Raw genomic sequence first — 18,211 nt, forward strand, 5'->3', positions numbered from 1 at the left:
GTTGAATTTCCCGTTTTACATAGCGCGCCGCTATACGATAAGTTTCAGCAAAAGCACTGCCATTAATATCATTACCGGCATTGCTACCGTGGGCATTATTGTTAGTGCCATGGCGCTCTTTGTAGTCTTGTCCGTTTTTAGCGGATTGCGGGAATTCAGTCTTTCGTTTGCCAACGATACCGATCCGGATTTTAAAATCACAAATCCCGTTGGAAAATCATTAACCCTTTCGGCTGAACAGGAAAACCGCCTGAAACAGTCTAAAAATATTGCCCTATACAGCAAAACAATTGAAGAACGCGTGCTTTTTTCCTTCAACGGAAAACAGGAAGTCGCTTATTTAAAAGGAGTAGACAGTATTTTCAAAAAAACCAATCCGTTCGAAAAGAAAATCTATGCCGGCCAATGGCTTGCACCCAACACGTCACAAGTGGTAGTGGGCTATGGAATTGCCAACAAACTTTCAATGGGATTGTTTGATTTCAACAATCATCTGGAGGTTTTTGTACCGAAACCCGGAAAAGGCGCCATTGAAGATCCAAGCGAAGCCTTTAACGAAGCTTTTTTGACGCCAATAGGGATTTATGCGATTAACGACGATTTGGACCGGAAATACGTTTTTGCCGATTTGACCTTGGCGCAGGAATTGTTGCAATACAAACCCAATCAGGTTACGGCACTCGAAATGAAACTCAAACCGGACGCAACGGAAGAAGCAGCGATTACCGAGCTTGAAACTATTTTTGACTCTAAAGCCCAGATTAAAACACGAGCGCAACTCAACGACAGTTTATACAAAATGCTGAATACCGAAAACATTGCGGTATACCTCATCTTTACTTTAGTAATTATTGTAGCCCTTTTCAATTTGGTCGGCGCTTTAATTATGATGATTTTGGACAAGAAAGCCAACCTGAAAACACTTTTCAATTTGGGCGCGGAAATCCAACATCTGAGAAACATTTTTTTACTACAGGGCAGTTTGCTAACCTTCTTTGGGGGCATTATCGGATTATTGCTCGGAATTGCTTTTGTTATTTTGCAGCAACAATTTGCCCTGATTATGATTACCCCTTCTATGGCCTATCCGATTCAGCTTGAAGTTTTGAATGTACTGATTGTACTGGGCACCATCATCGCACTCGGGCTCATTGCTTCCTGGATTGCTTCGAGCCGTGTGAGCAAAAATTTACTCGATTAATTCGACTTCAGATTTTATTTTTATATTTGCTCTAAATATAACTGAACGCCCATGATTGTTTTTGTCTAGTCCTTTACTTATCCGGAGATAATTAGGACCCCACTTTTAACCGAGTTTTTCAACTCGGAAATACTCATTTAATCCTAATATATCATGACAGAAGCAACCACTTCAAAAAATACTTTTTCCCGAATTTTAACCACCCTAAAAACTGCTATCAAAGGCGACGAATCCTTTGATTACACCAGCGGAAGCATTAAAAAAGCCGTTATTCTTTTAGCCATCCCGATGGTACTGGAAATGATGATGGAATCCGTCTTCGCTTTGGTCGATTTGTACTTCGTAGGGCATTTGGAACACAGCAGTTTTGCAATTCAAACCGTAGGCTTAACGGAATCGGTAATTACCATCATCTATTCGTTAGCCATTGGAATCAGCATGGCCGCCACCGCTGTAGTGGCAAGACGCATTGGTGAAAAAGACCCGGTTGCAGCCGCCAAAGCCGGAATGCAGGCGATTATTATTGCTTTCGTAATTAACTCCATAATCAGTGTTTTCGGATTTATTTATGCCAAAGACATACTGTTGTTAATGGGCGCTTCACAGGAAGCGGCCGATTACGGGGTGAATTTCACCCGTATCATGATGGGCGGAAGTTTGTGCATCATGTTACTGTTCCTGATTAACGGAATTTTTCGTGGTGCCGGGAATGCCGCCATTGCTATGCGCAGTTTGTGGCTGGCCAACCTGTGTAATATTATTTTATGTCCGATTTTAATTAACGGCTTCGGACCGATTCCCGCTTTCGGATTGATTGGTGCCGCGATGGCCACCACTATCGGAAGAAGTATCGGTGTATTATATCAGGCTTACCATTTATTTAACGGAAGAGGGATTTTAAAAATCATCCCTTCTTATTTTATTCCCGATTTCGAACAGATAAAACACATAGCCAAAATTGCCGCACCGGGCGTTTTGCAATTCGTAATCGCTTCATGCAGTTGGATTTTCTTAGCGCAATTGGTAGCAACCACGGGAGGCGATCACGGTTCGGCAGGGTACCAGACCGCGTTGCGGATTATGATGTTTTTCATACTCCCCGCTTGGGGACTGAGTAATGCGGCCGCGACTCTGGTCGGACAAAATTTAGGCGCTAAACAGGTAGAACGCGCCGAGAAATCCGTTTTTACGACAGCCAAATACAATACCGTTTTCATGGCGACGATTATGGTGATTACCTTGTTGTTTGCCCGTTACATTGTTTCCTTTTTTACGAATGACACCATCGTTCAAAATATTGCCGTGGAAGCCTTACAAACCATGAGTTTAGGTTATATTTTCTACGGAATCGGAATGGTACTGATCAACACCTTTAACGGTGCCGGAGATACCTGGACCCCTACGGGGGTGAACTTTTTCGGATTTTGGCTGTTCCAGATTCCGCTGGCTTATGTTTTGGCAAAACATTTTAAAATGGGTCCAACCGGCGTTTTCATGGCCGTACCGATTGCTGAAACTGCCATTACTTTAGCGAGTATTGTACTCTACAAAAAAGGAAAATGGAAAAAAATACAAGTTTAGTTTACTTATTCTTTTGTCTTTCCGACGAAGAACAGAACTGTTTTGAATAAATACTAAAACAAAAGCCCGTCACTTTAAAATTAGGCGGGCTTTTTTATTTTCAAACCTATAAAGTTTTAAAAACCTTGCAGGATAAAATTAAACTATCTGATAATCCGAATACGCATCACGGATTTCATCAAAAATTTTCATTAATTCTTCTGCACTGTCGTTCGTCACCAATTTTTGTCGGTATTCCTTAAAATTGTGAATTCCTTTAAAATAGTTGGTATAATGACGACGCATTTCCACAATACCTACCCGTTCGCCTTTCCATTCCATCGACCAGGTCAGGTGGTTTTGTGCGGCTTGGATACGGGCTTCCATATCGGGTGGCGGTAACAATTCGCCGGTTTTAAAATAATGTTTAATTTCATCGAAAATCCATGGATAACCGATAGCAGCGCGACCGATCATCATACCGTCCAAACCGTATTTGTTTTTATATTCCAACGCTTTTTGAGGCGAATCGATATCTCCGTTACCGAAAATCGGCATGGTAATTCTCGGATTTTCTTTCACACGCTGAATGTGCGACCAATCCGAATGTCCTTTGTACATTTGGGCACGGGTGCGCGCGTGAATCGTTAAGGCTTGTACGCCAATATCCTGCAAACGCTCGGCTACTTCATCAATATTGATGGAATTTTCATCCCAACCCAGGCGGGTTTTCACCGTTACCGGAAGACTCGTCCCTTTGATTACGGCTTTGGTTAAGCGCACCATTAAATCGACATCTTTCAACACGCCGGCACCAGCGCCTTTGCAAACTACTTTTTTTACCGGACAACCGAAATTAATATCCACCAAATCCGGCTGCACCGTATCGACAATTTTAGCAGATAGTTCCATTGCTTCCTCGTCCCCTCCGAAAATCTGAATGCCGACAGGACGTTCGTAGTCGAAAATATCCAATTTCATTCGGCTTTTCATAGCATCACGGATCAGTCCTTCGCTGGAAATAAATTCCGAGTACATCAGGTCGGCACCGTGCTGCTTGCACAAACGACGAAACGGCGGGTCACTCACGTCTTCCATAGGCGCGAGCAGTAAAGGGAAATCAGGTAATTCTATGTTGCCAATCTTGACCATCTTCTTCATTTTGCCGCAAAATTACGAATTTTTATGAGTTTAGGTTAAGGTTTAACGTTTCTGGTGATTAATCTGCATTCTCCAATCAAAACTTTGACTATATTTGCCGATTAATTCACTACCTTTAAAGTAGTACAGTAGTATGCGTTAGGGATTGCAGCGGCATCCTTTTTTTGGTCATTGAGGCTCTCGAAATGACCAAAAAAAGATACAGCGAAAAGCCCGGCCTGAAAGGAAACGCCAAAATAATTTTGACAAAGAACGAAGATGAAGCATATTAGAAATTTTTGCATTATTGCACACATTGACCACGGGAAAAGTACGCTGGCCGACCGTTTATTGGCCGCTACCCAAACCGTAACCGCCCGCGAGGAAAAAGCCCAACTGTTGGACAACATGGACTTGGAGCGCGAACGTGGAATTACCATTAAAAGTCACGCCATTCAGATGGAATACACCTACAAAGGCGAACAATATATTCTGAATCTGATTGATACTCCGGGACACGTGGATTTCTCGTATGAGGTTTCCCGTTCGATTGCCGCTTGCGAAGGAGCATTATTGATTGTGGATGCTGCACAAAGTATTCAGGCACAAACAATTTCGAATTTATATTTGGCTTTGGAAAACGACCTGGAAATTATTCCGGTATTGAACAAAGTGGATTTGCCAAGCGCGAATCCGGAGGAAGTGAGTGACGATATTATCGATTTATTAGGCTGTAAGTTAGAGGACATTATTCACGCTTCAGGAAAAACCGGATTTGGTGTGGAGAACATCCTTGCAGCAATTATCGAACGCATTCCGGCTCCGAAAGGCGATCCGAACGAACCGTTACAAGCCTTGATTTTTGACTCGGTGTACAATCCGTTCCGAGGCATCGAAGTTATTTTCCGAGTGAAAAACGGGGAAATCCGTAAAGGCCAGAAAATTAAATTCATGGCAACGGGGAACGAATATTTTGCCGACGAAATCGGTACCCTAAAATTAAATCAGGTGCCGAAACAGGTTATTTCTGCAGGAGACGTGGGTTATTTGATCTCTGGAATTAAAGAAGCAAAAGAAGTAAAAGTGGGTGACACGTTAACCGACGCAAAAACCCCTACTACTAACATGATTACCGGTTTCGAAGATGTAAAACCAATGGTATTTGCCGGAATTTATCCGGTAGACACCGAAGATTACGAAGACTTGCGTGCCTCGATGGAGAAACTGCAGCTGAATGACGCTTCGTTGGTATTTACCGCGGAAAGTTCAGCAGCCTTAGGCTTTGGTTTCCGATGCGGATTCTTAGGAATGTTGCACATGGAAATTATCCAGGAGCGTTTGGAGCGTGAATTCGACATGACGGTAATCACTACGGTTCCCAACGTATCGTATTTGGCCTACACTAAAAAAGAACCGGAAGTGGCTCTTGTGGTGAACAACCCATCGGATTTACCCGAACCTTCCAAATTAGACCGTGTGGAAGAACCTTATATTAAAGCGACAATCATTACCAAAGCGGATTTTGTGGGGAACGTAATGAGTTTGTGTATTGAAAAACGCGGACTAATCACTAACCAAACCTATTTAACTACCGAGCGTGTGGAATTGAATTTCGACATGCCGTTGGCGGAAATCGTATTCGACTTCTATGATAGGTTGAAAACCGTTTCTAAAGGATATGCATCGTTTGACTACCATCCAATCGGGATGCGTACTTCAAAACTGGTAAAACTGGATGTATTATTAAATGCACAATCAGTGGATGCGCTTTCGGCCTTGATTCACGAAGACAATGCTTATAACATCGGTAAAAAAATGTGCGAGAAATTGCGTGAGTTAATCCCGAGACAACAATTTGACATTCCGATTCAGGCCGCGATTGGTGCGAAAATCATCGCTCGTGAAACCATCAAAGCCTTACGTAAAGACGTTACGGCAAAATGTTACGGAGGAGATATTTCCCGTAAACGTAAATTATTGGAAAAACAGAAAAAAGGTAAAAAACGTATGCGTCAAGTGGGGAATGTAGAAATACCTCAAGAAGCATTTATGGCGGTTTTGAAATTAAATGACTAATCGTTCCTTTTATGTTAAAGATTCAATCCTGACTGTATAATCAGTCAGGATTTTTTGTTTTTATTCCGATAAAACCTTATTATTGTTACAAACAGGCAAATCCTCCAAAAATATATTTGTAACTTTAGTAGGGCCTAAAAAGGAAGAATCAATGGAAAGAATTTTACACATAACCCTTTTGCTTTTTTGCATCGTTTCTCATTCGCAAACAATAACCGTTGATGATACTTCCCGAACACCTGCCCAATTGGTTAATTTATTATTGGGAAATTCCTGTGTGGAAGTTTCCAATATTTCTGTTTCGTCTACGCAATCGGTTGCCTATTTCAATCAAAACGGATCGGTATTTCCAATTAACGAAGGAATAATTATTCGCAATGGTCATGCCATTTTTTCACAGGGACTTTACAACAATACTAATTTAAGTACTCAGGTAAATGCTTCTACGGACGGGTATTTACAAACCTTAAGCAACAACAGCGGACAAACCGCCAACATAACCGATGTTGCCTTTCTGGAATTCGATTTCATTCCATTATCATCAACCTTCAGCTTCGATTTCCTTTTTGCTTCTAACGAATACGGGCAATATCAATGTGGTTTTAGCGATGTGTTTGCCTTTGTTTTAACCGATTTAGGCTCGGGTATTTCGAACAATTTAGCCGTTATTCCCGGAACCTCAACTCCCGTTACCGTAAAAGACATAAGAGATGCTGCCTATAACAATTCCTGCAGTTCAAACAATCCGAATTTTTTTGGTGTTTACAACGTAAACAATCCCGCAGCTTCAACGCTTAATATGCGTGGTCATACGGTGGTAATGAACGCCTCATCAGCCGTTACTCCGGGGAATCCGTACAAAATAAGACTCGTTATCGGAGACTATAACGATCCCGGTTATGACTCGGCTGTATTTTTAGCGGCCGGGAGTTTCACCACCACATTAGACTTGGGTCCCGACAGGATAATTTGCACCGGAGACTCTTATACGTTGGACACAAATCTCGACGCTACTTACAACTACCAATGGCTCTTTAACGGCGGACCGATTCCAGGCGCCAACAATCCAACGTATACCGTAACACAGTCCGGAACCTATACCGTAGAGATTACCAAAGGAACCTGTTTCATAACCGATACCGTCATTTTTAATGATCTGATGGTAACCAATCCGATTAACCTGCAAACGTGCAACACCGGAAGTCCGACTTATACTTTCGATTTAACACTTAACAACGAAGCTCAATTAGGCATCGACACTGCGGTATACGATATTTTCTACTATTTGTCTCCTGCCGATATCGCTTCCAATACTCCAATTCCATCCGGAACCTTAAATTCATTTAACAGTGCCGGAGGGCAAACCATTTACATCAAAATTTTCAATACCCAAACCGGTAATTTTTGTGATGCAGTTTACCAATTCGATTTAATTGTAACTAACGCTGTTACTACTGGAACAAATATATCCGCAAGCATCTGCGACAATCCAAACGGCCAATCCTTTAATTTATTGAATTTCAATTTACCGATTTTAAACGGCGCATCAGTTGCAAATTACACGATCAGCTATTACAATACACAATCCGATGCGCAGCTTGGCAGCAACAGTATCGGAAGCAGTGTTAACATCCCAACCGGAACCGTAAGCATGACGCTTTGGGCTCAAATGCAAGATGTCAGCAATCCCAATTGTTTTGCCGTTACCAGTGTATTGATTACTGTAAATCCGCTCCCGGTTGTTGATACTATTCCGGATCCGTTGGAATGCAGCAGCTTTACACTTCCGGTTATCGTCAACGGTACCTATTACACTGGTCCTAACGCCACTGGAACGCAATTAAATCCCGGTGACACCATAGACCTATCGGGTACCTATTATATTTTTGCAGGCCCGGACGCCAACGGCTGTACCAACGAATCTTCTTTTACCGCTACTTTTATCGATGAATACATTCCGGTTTTAGACCATTGCGGTACTTTTACAGTTCCCCAGCCTCCTTTTAACGTTGGTGCTTTTTATACTGATTTCGGCGGACCCACCGGAAGCGGTGTATTAATTCCCGAAGGAACCGTTTTTACAAATGCAACTCAGGCAACAATCAGTCAGAATCTATATTACTATGCTGAGATGAATTCATCAGTTTGCGTGGACCGATTGTTCACCATTAACATTCATCCTATCCCGCTGGCAGACGATCCTTCCGACATTACCACTTGTAATGCTTATACCCTACCGGCTTTAACAAATGGAAATTACTACGCACTCTCCGGAGGTCCTTCCGCAGCGGGACAAATCCCATTCAGTGCCGGTGACCAGATTACTAGCTCACAAACGGTTTACGTGTTTAATTCAAATCCGAATTGTTCAATAGAAAACTCATTTACTGTGAACATTGTTGATACTTCGGTGTTCACGCCTGTATCAGCTTGTGGCAGTTACACATTACCAGCCATTAGTTTTGGCGGTTACTATGACGCTCCGATGGGTGGAGGAAACCCTATTGACCCAAATATCCCTATTACTACTTCACAAATTGTATACTTTTTTGCCAATACCTCTACGTTACCAAATTGTACTGCAAATTTAAATTACAACATTACCATCAATGCGCTTCCTATAGTTGATTCAATTACAAGCGGAACCTATTGCGGTGAATTCGTTTTGCCTGTACTAACCAACGGTACTTATTTTACTTTACCCGGAGGACCAACAGCCATTGGACAAACGCCACTATCCGCCGGAAACATCATTGATCTGACGGGAACGCATTTGAACCCTGGAACGTATTATATTTACAATGGTCCCAATGCCAACAATTGCACCAATGAATCTTCTTTTACGATTTCTTTAAATCCGTTTCCTCCGGCAGACGGTGTTTTAGATCGTGTTGAATGTTCGCCTTATTCTTTAAGTTCGCCAATTAACGGAACTATTTATACTGCTCCCGGAGGTCCGTCCGGAGGCGGAAGCGCTGTTTCTTCCTCCGATGTTTTCAATACGACAATGACGTTTTACCTTTACAATATTGACAACACCACTGGATGTGCCATAGAAAAACCTTTTACGGTTACCTATAGCGGACTCAATTTACCCGACTATCCTGATGTAAACGTATGCGAATTTGAAAATTTCACATTACCAACACTAAACCATGTTCCGCCAACACCTTTTAATTATACCATTGGGTATTTTTACAATCCTAACGGTACTAATCCGGTTGCTCCGGGAACAGTATTTAACACTCCGAATACCCAAACAACCGTATACGTCTTTGCCACAAATGGGGATCGAATTACCTGCACTCAGGAAGACAGTTTCATAATCACTGTTTCCGAGACTCCGGTATTGCCCAATTACCCTACCGGTAACGAATATTGTGGAAGCTATACTTTACCGACATTTCCCACCGTAAATTACAACATCAATTATTATTCACAATCCGGTGGAGTAGGCCTCATAACTCCAACCGCATACACTTATTCAACCCCGGGAACGTATACCGTTTATGTATACGCATCTGCAACTAACAATCCAAATTGCAATGACGAAACCCAGTTTACTTTTACCATACATCCATTATTAGATATTGATTTTCCGGATGGAATTATATGTGTGGATCCAACAACAAACGAAACCATACGTCCTTATACCATAAACACCGGTTTGAATCCAGCTATCTATACTGTCGACTGGTATTTAGGTGCTACATTGATGGGAACCGGACCAAATTATACGGCTACACAAGAAGGCACATACGATGTTCGGTTTACAAAACTTATCCCGGACGTAGGAACGAATTGTAATTTTAAAGACACCCAAGTAGTTGTTTCGAAATCGAGTGCTGCTTTGGCTACTTTAACACTAAGTGGTGCTTTTGAAAATCAAATCGATATTATTGTAACTATTAATGGTGGGTATGGCAATTATTTATTCCAATTGGATGACGGACCATTTCAGTCCGGAAATATTTTCTACAATGTAGCTTCCGGCGAACACTTTATCACGATTAAAGACAACAAAGGCGGATGTAACGATTTGGTTTTACGGGCTGATGTTCTTCATTACCCTAATTTCTTCACTCCCAATGGAGATAACCATAACGACTATTGGAACATTTGGGATTTAAAAAACCAACCGGATGCGCAAATCAATATTTACGACCGGTATGGCAAGCTGCTGAAACAAATCAGTCCGGCAGGTAACGGATGGGACGGAACCTATAATGGCCAACCCCTTCCCTCTACTGACTATTGGTTTCAGGTATTTTATAAGTTAAACAATCAGTCAAGGGAATTCAGAGCCCATTTCAGCATGAAACGATAAACCAAAACCCAATCATCATATGGTCGGGTTTTTCTTTTAAATAATCCTTTGCAACTTTGTACCTTTGCAATTCAGCAACTTTAAAAAAATGATTGAAGATAAAAACCAACAACGAACCAGCATTGCGCAATTAGGTGAATTCGGTTTGATAGACCATTTGACCAAACAGTTTGAAATCGTACAGCCTTCCACGATAAAAGGCATTGGCGATGATGCGGCTGTTATGGATTTCAAAGACAAGAAAGTTGTCGTTTCCACTGATTTACTAATCGAAGGCGTTCATTTCGATTTGGCTTACATGCCCTTAAAACATTTGGGTTATAAAGCTGTGGCGGCTAATGTTTCCGACATCTGTGCGATGAATGCGAAACCCACACAAATTACGGTTTCCATTGCGGTTTCCAATCGTTTTCCGTTGGAAGCATTGGAAGAATTGTTTGCCGGAATTGCAATCGCTGCTAAAACTTACGAAGTGGATGTGATTGGTGGCGATACCACTTCTTCTCAAAAAGGACTGATTATTTCGATTACGGCTATCGGAGAAGCGAATGAAGATGAAATTGTGTACCGAAGTGGTGCCAGCGAAACCGATTTATTAGTGGTTTCCGGTGATATTGGAGCAGCTTATATGGGATTACAGGTTTTGGAACGTGAAAAACAGGTATTCTTGGTCAATCCGAACAACCAACCCGATTTAGACAATTACACTTATCTGATAGAACGCCAGTTAAAACCGGAAGCGCGTGTGGATGTGCGTGAACTTTTGGAAAAACTGGAAATCAAACCAACTTCCATGATTGACATTTCTGACGGATTATCTTCCGAAATTATGCATTTGTGCAAACAGTCGGAAGTAGGCTGTAATCTGTACGAAGATAAATTACCATTGGATCCGCAGTTTATCAATGTGTGTGAGGAGTTCAATATCGACAGTACTACGGTAGCCATTAACGGCGGGGAAGATTACGAATTGTTGTTCACCATTAAAATGGAAGATTTTGACAAGATTAAAGGGAACCCGAATTTCTCCATCATTGGCCATATGACGCAACAAAGCGAAGGTATTCATTTGGTTACCCGCGCCAATACAAGAATCGAATTGAAAGCAAGAGGCTGGGATGCCATGAGCGAAGACGTTTAAAAACCACATCTCCTGCATAAAGAAAAACGGGTGACAATAATTTAAAAATTACCATCACCCGTCTTTTATTCAGTTGTTATTTTTTATCATTTAAAAAAATAAATATCAAGAAACATCGACACTATAAGCAAAGTAACCAAAAGTATGAAAAAGAACGTTTTCCTTTTATAATTGGACCCCTGACGTTCCTTATTTATAACAAATTTATCCAATAACGCAATAACAAGTAATAGAGATAAAACTATAATTTTTAATACTTTATTTTCTATAAAAAACAAACAAAGTAAAGTCACTGCAAATAGTAGCAAATTGAATCTTTTTCCCATCTTGTAAATTAAATTGAGCTCAAACAACTTTTATAATCACTCTTAGCAGATTTAGCACATTGTCTGTAAGCTACATAAGCTCCTGCAAGCCCAAGAGTTCCAAGCAATCCACCCGTTGTTAGAGTAACGATTCCACCAGCAATAGCTGCGCCGGCTCCACATAAATAAATATCTTCCTGATAATCCGCAAAACATTCTTGAGCAGGTGTTTTGTATAAAACAGAAGTATTTCTATCTTTTAAAATCTCATGTATTTTTTTCTCCAACTGAATTTTACCTTCCTCACTTGTTAATTTCTCATTTTCAATATACGTTTCGAAATACTCTCTAATATAATTCTCTTCATAGAAATAATCTTCCGCCTTCTCATAACCTATTGTCTGATAAAACTGCTCAAAATCCTCAGAGGTTAAATTTTTCATTTCGCTATTAGCAAACCCTACTAAAAACACATCTTCATTAGAGCCTTCTTCGTAGTTATCAATTTTAGCTGTTATTTTATCATGTCGCTCAATAATCAAATTCGCTAAACCATCCAAGGTAACATCTTCAATTCTAGAGGAAATTATATTATTGTGGGTATCATGACCACTATTTACCACAGAATTATCATCGTTTGAAGAACAAGATAACAGAATAGAAGTGAAAAATATCAGATTAAAAAAATGCGCAATTACTTTGCTATTATTTTTATTCATTTTTGTAAAATTTTAATTGTTAAATGTTTTTTGGTTAACCGCTGGCAAAGATTAAAAAAAAAAAAAAAACTTATCAAATAGAAAGTTAAAAAATATTGCTTTTTTCTTACAAATACCTGAAAATCAACATCTATAAAATTCTTACAAAAAGAAAATCCCAAACTCCTTTAATTGGAATTTGGGATTTTTATACTAGATACTTAAAGATACTTACATTTTCATCAACCAGTTTCTCATGGAAACCTCGCTGTTGATAATGCTTCTTAATTCTTCAATTTTAACTCGATCCTGTTGCATGGAATCACGGTGACGAATCGTAACCGTTTGGTCTTCCAACGTTTGGTGATCTACCGTAATACAGAAAGGCGTTCCTAATGCATCTTGTCTTCTGTAACGACGACCCACCGCATCTTTTTCGTCATACGCCACATTGAAATCCCATTTCAGGTCTTCGATGATTTGTCGGGCAACTTCAGGTAAACCGTCTTTTTTCACCAATGGTAAAACGGCTGCTTTTGTAGGCGCCAATACGGAAGGTAATTGCAATACCGTTCTTGTGGAACCGTCTTCCAACGTTTCTTCTTTCAAAGAATTGGAGAAAACCGCCAGGAACATACGATCCAAACCTACGGAAGTTTCCACCACATATGGGGTGTAATTCTGGTTCAATTCGGTATCGAAATACTGCATTTTTTTACCTGAGAATTGTTCGTGTGCTTTCAAATCGAAATCGGTACGCGAATGAATTCCTTCCAATTCTTTAAATCCGAACGGGAAGTTGAATTCGATATCCGCAGCAGCATTGGCATAATGTGCTAACTTCTCATGGTCGTGAAAACGGTAATTTTCCTTTCCTAAACCAAGCGATAAATGCCAATTCAAACGGGTATTTTTCCAGTACTCGTAGTATTTCATTTCTTCGCCCGGACGAACGAAAAACTGCATTTCCATCTGTTCGAATTCACGCATACGGAAGATAAACTGACGCGCTACGATTTCATTACGGAAGGCTTTCCCTGTTTGCGCAATTCCGAACGGAATCTTCATACGACCGGTTTTTTGAACGTTCAGGAAGTTTACGAAAATCCCCTGAGCCGTTTCCGGACGCAAATACAAGTCCATTGCTGAATCGGCGGAAGCCCCCAATTTGGTTCCGAACATTAAATTGAACTGACGTACTTCGGTCCAGTTTTTAGAACCCGTTTCCGGATCGGCTATTTCCAGTTCCTCAATTAACGCTTTTACATCGGCCAGATTTTCCGTTTCCAACGAACGCGCCATACGCTCCAGAATTTCTTTTTTCTTCCCAAGATATTCCATTACACGCGCATTGGTGGTAACGAATTCCTGTTCGTTAAAAGCTTCCCCAAAACGGGCTCTGGCTTTCTCGATTTCTTTTTGCGCTTTTTGGTTTAATTTTTCGGCATAATCCTCGATTAAAACATCCGCACGGTATCTTTTTTTGGAATCTTTGTTGTCAATTAGCGGATCGTTAAACGCATCTACATGTCCGGAAGCTTTCCAGGTAGTCGGGTGCATAAAAATTGCCGAGTCAAGACCCACAATGTTTTCATGCATCTGTACCATGGATTTCCACCAATAGTCACGGATGTTCTTCTTTAGTTCCACTCCGTTTTGAGCATAGTCGTAAACAGCGCTCAATCCATCATAAATTTCGCTCGACTGGAAAATAAATCCATATTCTTTTGCGTGCGAAACCACATTTTTAAATAAGTCTTCTTGTTTTGCCATAGTGACGCAAAAGTATAAAAATAGGATGGGAAAAAATAGCCTGAAAACTATCTTTTTGGAAGATTTTTAATTGACTCTGAAATTAGCAGAACCGATAACATCTCCTTTATGAATGAGATTAATTTTGTAATCCCCCACGATTAACTGATGCTGGTGAAGGTTAATGAAAAAACAGGCATCGGTATCCAATCGATCGTAATGTACTTCCTTGGCTAATTTGGTTTCCAGTTTTCCTTTCAGAGCCAACAAACGGTTTTTTGGATTAACAATCTGAATATACAATTGCTTATCCCCCGGCTCAATATCCTTATTGGCTTCCAAAGTAAAAAGCACCCGAACCTGATCAATTTTTGACGACACATTGGTTTCCACCACATCGTTTGAGATGATACGAACCCCACGGGCACTCATATTAATTGCTTTAAGTTTTTTTAAAACGGTTTTTTTTATTCCCGAATGAACCGCAAGATGTTTCGGCTTCTTATGGGAAGTCGTTTCTAAGGGGGTTGGAGTGATTATCGTTTCGGTTTTTTCTTCCCGGAAGGCTTTCAACGAATCGTATCGTTTCAGTATTTCAGAAATCTGATTCTGATGTATGGAATTCTCCAAAGAAATTTTATCTTTGAGCTGTTTATTTTGTTCAGAAAAATCATACAACTTAAAAGAAACAATGATTAATCCGACAACAAGAAAACCGACTCCTGAAGTAGTCAAGTGTAATAATTTGGAATGTGGCATTTTACTTTAAAAAATATTATACCACAAAGTACTGCTCCCATTATAAAACGCCTAAAAAAATCGATGAAATGATAAAAAACCTGATTAACTTACTCTTTCCGAAACTCTGTCTGGGTTGTGAAAGTCTTCTACGGAACAACGAACCGGTAATCTGCGCGGCTTGCCGGCACGATTTGCCTTTCACGAACCACTTGACGGTAAAAGACAACGAAACATTCAAGAAATTTTACGGACGTTTACCGGTACATCATGCCTCCTCAATTGTATATTTTCACAAAAAAGGCCTTGTTCAGGAGCTTATACACAAATTAAAATACAAAGGGGCACAGGAAATCGGGACCTATTTTGGTCAGTTGTACGGATCTGAACTGACCACACTTCAGTCGGCTGAAACATTCGACACCATTATTCCGGTTCCGCTGCATGCGAAAAAACACCATGAAAGAGGCTACAATCAGGTGACTTCTTTTGGACAGGCTTTATCCGAACTTATAGGCATACCGCTGAACGAAAATCTTTTAATCCGAAATCGGTATTCCAACACCCAAACTCAAAAAAACCTGTTGGGCAGAACGGAAATCAATACCAATCTTTTCGACGTAACTTTTTCGGAAAAAGACCACAACAAACATTTTTTGCTCATTGATGATGTCATTACCAGCGGTTCCACTCTCGAAGCCTGCGGCAAAGCCCTTCTTAAAATTCCGGGTGCGAAATTGAGTATTGTAACCATTGCTTTTGCGCATTCATAATTTTAAGTAAAACATTTCGTTTCCACTAAATATAATTGTTATTTTGTACTGTTAAATGAAATTCAGGATGTTAAAATCAAGACTACTACTTTTTATCGTTTTCTTCTCAATCTTAGTGACGGGTTGCGCCAAAAGAGGTACCATTACCGGAGGCACAAAAGACACTATTCCACCCGTTATTGTTAACAGTCTGCCTAAGAATTTCAGCACCGATTTTAAAGGCGATTTCATCAAAATCAATTTTAACGAATACATTAAGGTAAAAGACATCAACAAACAACTAATCATTTCGCCTCCCATGAAAAACGCACCCATAATTGTTCCTATGGGTAACGCCAGTAAATTCATCACCATCAAATTATTGGATACTTTAAAAGCAAACACTACTTACAGTTTTAACTTCGGTCAAAGTATTGTCGACAACAATGAGGGAAATCCGTATTCGCAGTTTAAATATGTAATGTCAACCGGAAGCTATATTGATTCTCTAAAATTGGGCGGTGTAATCAAAGATGCCTATTCCAAAAAACCGGACAATTTTGTAACCGTAATGCTCTATGAAGCAGAAACATTTACCGATTCTACTATTTATAAAAAACCGCCACACTACGTTACCAATACCCTAGACAGTTTGAAAACCTATACGCTGGAAAATCTAAAACCGGGAAAATACCATCTGATTGCTTTAAAGGACCAAAACAACAATTACCGTTTTAATCCGAAAGACGATAAAATCGGGTTTATGAAATTTCCCATTACCATTCCTACCGATACGCTTTACAAACTGGAGCTTTTTAAAGAAAAACCGGTTTTTAAAGCCCAAAAACCATCTCAGGCAAGCACCAACAGACTTCTTTTAGGCTTTGAAGGCAATCCGAAAAACACCAAGATAACGGTAAACAATGGCAAGGAAAATATAGACACCCGTTTTACCCGTTTCACCGGAAAAGATTCTTTACAGATTTGGATTCCGAAAATAAAAACGGATTCGCTTCAGATAACCGTTACAAACGACAGATACTCGAAAACATTCACTTCCCGACTTAAAGAAATGAAAACGACTGATACCCTTGCCATAAGCGCCAAACAAAAGGGAATACTGAATTTTCGCGAGACATTTACTTTGAACACCTCATTACCCCTTTCGAAAATTGATAATTCGAAAATTTCCATTATCAAAAAAGATTCCTCATCCATTGCTTTTACTCCAAAATATAAGGAAATGGAAGGAGAAATTGAATTGGATTTCAAGAAAGAGGAAAACGAAAAATACAACATCACATTATTGCCGGGTGCCTTAACCGATTTTTACGGAAAAACAAACGACACCCTTATTTTTTCAGTTCCCACTAAAAACTTCACAGATTATGGAAACCTGAAACTTACCTTAGAAAATGTAAACCGTTTCCCGGTTATGGTGGAGCTCTTGGACAGCAAAGAAAATGTTGTTGCTTTCGCGTATTCCGAAAAGGAAACCGTTTTAAATTTTGAGGCTTTGGAACCCAATAAATACAGCCTTAGAGTGGTTTACGACGACAATAAAGACGGCGAATGGACTACCGGAAATTATCTGGAAAAACGACAGGCAGAGGAGATTATTTATTTCCCCAAAGAACTCGACATACGCGCTAATTGGGATGTCGACCAAGTTTTTACTCTCTCAAAGTAAAACCATCGCGATCGCGTAAAAAACCAAATTTATTGCGGTTGGCCAGCATGGTTTCTTTATCGAGCTGAACAGTAAAAATCCCTTCTTTTCCGGAAGGTTCGATCATATAATTTCCAAAAAAATCGAAAACCTGCGAATGTCCGGGATATTGGTTTTGGTTCTCGTCCTCACCAATTCGGTTAACCCCAACCACATACGACATATTTTCAATGGCGCGTGCTTTAAGCAAGGCATTCCAGGCGTTGATTCTGGGTTGTGGCCAATTGGCAACATAAATCAACACATCATAATCGTCGTTAAAACGGGAAAAAACCGGAAAGCGCAAGTCGTAACAAATCAGCAAACAGATATTCCATCCCAAATAGCGGATTATTTTTTTATCGGCACCTCTGGTGTACACCTTATCTTCCCCAGCCAATGAAAACCGGTGGCGTTTATCATAAAATTCGACTTCCCCGGTGGGAAACACAAAAAGAGACCTATTGTAATATTTTTCCTCCTCACGAATAACAACACTTCCGGTAATGGCAAAATTTCGGTCTTTTGCAATGGTTTTCATCCAGTGTACCGTTGGCCCTTCCATTGTTTCCGCTACATTATGAGGGTTCATTGTAAATCCGGACGTAAACATTTCCGGGAGAACCACCAACAAAGTATCTGAGGGAACTTCCTGGAGTTTTTCGGTAAAATAATTGCGATTGGCTTCTGGATTTTCCCAAGATAGCGGCGCCTGAATAATAGAAATCTGCATAGTGTAACTTTTCGTTAAAAATACTAAAAAACAAAAACGCATCCAACTACTGCCGGATGCGTTTTTATCTATTCACCTTA

General features: G+C 40.3%; 12 protein-coding genes. 7 read left to right on the top strand and 5 right to left on the bottom strand.

Annotated elements, in window-relative coordinates:
- Position 1: 1 nt before the first annotated feature.
- Together FCR2A7T_RS01455 and FCR2A7T_RS01460 are read left to right on the top strand one after the other, a co-directional pair.
- The gene (locus FCR2A7T_RS01455; protein ID WP_023569488.1) at positions 2-1,201 is read left to right on the top strand and encodes an ABC transporter permease; all 1,200 of its coding nucleotides are present in this window, start codon (positions 2-4) and stop codon (positions 1,199-1,201) included.
- A 153-nt stretch (positions 1,202-1,354) separates the two neighbouring features.
- The gene (locus FCR2A7T_RS01460; protein WP_023569489.1) at positions 1,355-2,782 is read left to right on the top strand and encodes an MATE family efflux transporter; all 1,428 of its coding nucleotides are present in this window, start codon (positions 1,355-1,357) and stop codon (positions 2,780-2,782) included.
- 138 nt (positions 2,783-2,920) lie between these two features.
- Here FCR2A7T_RS01460 and dusB read toward each other — a convergent pair whose 3' ends face one another.
- Complete coding sequence (gene dusB, locus FCR2A7T_RS01465) at positions 2,921-3,913, bottom strand: tRNA dihydrouridine synthase DusB (RefSeq protein WP_023569490.1); 993 nt, start codon at positions 3,911-3,913, stop codon at positions 2,921-2,923.
- 267 nt (positions 3,914-4,180) lie between these two features.
- Between dusB and lepA the strand changes: the two genes are divergently transcribed.
- The 3 genes from lepA (at position 4,181) to thiL (ending at position 11,445) form a co-directional block, all read left to right on the top strand.
- Positions 4,181-5,977: a translation elongation factor 4 gene (gene lepA / locus FCR2A7T_RS01470; RefSeq protein ID WP_023569491.1), complete on the top strand. Its 1,797-nt coding sequence runs from the start codon at positions 4,181-4,183 to the stop codon at positions 5,975-5,977.
- 151 nt (positions 5,978-6,128) lie between these two features.
- The gene (locus FCR2A7T_RS01475; protein WP_035116824.1) at positions 6,129-10,304 is read left to right on the top strand and encodes a T9SS type B sorting domain-containing protein; all 4,176 of its coding nucleotides are present in this window, start codon (positions 6,129-6,131) and stop codon (positions 10,302-10,304) included.
- An 88-nt stretch (positions 10,305-10,392) separates the two neighbouring features.
- Positions 10,393-11,445, top strand: a complete 1,053-nt coding sequence (thiL, locus tag FCR2A7T_RS01480; RefSeq protein WP_023569493.1) for a thiamine-phosphate kinase — start codon at positions 10,393-10,395, stop codon at positions 11,443-11,445.
- 334 nt (positions 11,446-11,779) lie between these two features.
- On the opposite strand, the gene FCR2A7T_RS01490 is transcribed toward thiL, so the two are convergent.
- The 3 genes from FCR2A7T_RS01490 to FCR2A7T_RS01500 all read right to left on the bottom strand — a co-directional run bounded on the left by FCR2A7T_RS01490 (position 11,780) and on the right by FCR2A7T_RS01500 (position 14,959).
- Entirely contained in the window at positions 11,780-12,469 is a 690-nt protein-coding gene (locus FCR2A7T_RS01490) for a hypothetical protein (RefSeq protein WP_023569495.1), read from the bottom strand.
- 210 nt (positions 12,470-12,679) lie between these two features.
- Positions 12,680-14,221, bottom strand: coding sequence for a glycine--tRNA ligase (locus tag FCR2A7T_RS01495; protein WP_023569496.1), 1,542 nt, complete (start codon positions 14,219-14,221; stop codon positions 12,680-12,682).
- 66 nt (positions 14,222-14,287) lie between these two features.
- Positions 14,288-14,959, bottom strand: a complete 672-nt coding sequence (locus tag FCR2A7T_RS01500; RefSeq protein WP_023569497.1) for a hypothetical protein — start codon at positions 14,957-14,959, stop codon at positions 14,288-14,290.
- A gap of 68 nt (positions 14,960-15,027) precedes the next feature.
- Here FCR2A7T_RS01500 and FCR2A7T_RS01505 point away from each other — a divergent pair, with 68 nt between their 5' ends.
- Together FCR2A7T_RS01505 and FCR2A7T_RS01510 are read left to right on the top strand one after the other, a co-directional pair.
- Positions 15,028-15,711 carry a ComF family protein gene (locus FCR2A7T_RS01505; RefSeq protein ID WP_023569498.1) on the top strand — a complete coding sequence of 228 codons (684 nt, stop codon included), beginning with the start codon at positions 15,028-15,030 and terminating at the stop codon, positions 15,709-15,711.
- Between the two features lie 67 nt (positions 15,712-15,778).
- Entirely contained in the window at positions 15,779-17,380 is a 1,602-nt protein-coding gene (locus tag FCR2A7T_RS01510) for an Ig-like domain-containing protein (RefSeq protein ID WP_023569499.1), read from the top strand.
- Here the strand turns inward: FCR2A7T_RS01510 and FCR2A7T_RS01515 are convergent.
- Positions 17,364-18,131, bottom strand: coding sequence for a nitrilase family protein (locus tag FCR2A7T_RS01515; RefSeq protein ID WP_023569500.1), 768 nt, complete (start codon positions 18,129-18,131; stop codon positions 17,364-17,366). The two genes, FCR2A7T_RS01510 and FCR2A7T_RS01515, sit on opposite strands and share 17 nt — an antisense overlap.
- Positions 18,132-18,211 lie beyond the last annotated feature (80 nt).

Source organism: Flavobacterium cauense R2A-7 (assembly GCF_000498475.1).
GTDB classification, from domain to species: Bacteria; Bacteroidota; Bacteroidia; order Flavobacteriales; family Flavobacteriaceae; genus Flavobacterium; species Flavobacterium cauense.

Excerpts from the sequence above, each read along its gene's own strand:
- FCR2A7T_RS01495 (WP_023569496.1), bottom strand. The coding sequence starts at position 14,221 with ATGGCAAAACAAGAAGACTTATTTAAAAATGTGGTTTCGCACGCAAAA.
- lepA (WP_023569491.1), top strand. The coding sequence starts at position 4,181 with ATGAAGCATATTAGAAATTTTTGCATTATTGCACACATTGACCACGGG.
- FCR2A7T_RS01500 (WP_023569497.1), bottom strand. The coding sequence starts at position 14,959 with ATGCCACATTCCAAATTATTACACTTGACTACTTCAGGAGTCGGTTTT.
- thiL (WP_023569493.1), top strand. The coding sequence starts at position 10,393 with ATGATTGAAGATAAAAACCAACAACGAACCAGCATTGCGCAATTAGGT.
- FCR2A7T_RS01515 (WP_023569500.1), bottom strand. The coding sequence starts at position 18,131 with ATGCAGATTTCTATTATTCAGGCGCCGCTATCTTGGGAAAATCCAGAA.
- FCR2A7T_RS01490 (WP_023569495.1), bottom strand. The coding sequence starts at position 12,469 with ATGAATAAAAATAATAGCAAAGTAATTGCGCATTTTTTTAATCTGATA.
- FCR2A7T_RS01460 (WP_023569489.1), top strand. The coding sequence starts at position 1,355 with ATGACAGAAGCAACCACTTCAAAAAATACTTTTTCCCGAATTTTAACC.
- FCR2A7T_RS01510 (WP_023569499.1), top strand. The coding sequence starts at position 15,779 with ATGTTAAAATCAAGACTACTACTTTTTATCGTTTTCTTCTCAATCTTA.
- FCR2A7T_RS01505 (WP_023569498.1), top strand. The coding sequence starts at position 15,028 with ATGATAAAAAACCTGATTAACTTACTCTTTCCGAAACTCTGTCTGGGT.
- FCR2A7T_RS01475 (WP_035116824.1), top strand. The coding sequence starts at position 6,129 with ATGGAAAGAATTTTACACATAACCCTTTTGCTTTTTTGCATCGTTTCT.
- dusB (WP_023569490.1), bottom strand. The coding sequence starts at position 3,913 with ATGGTCAAGATTGGCAACATAGAATTACCTGATTTCCCTTTACTGCTC.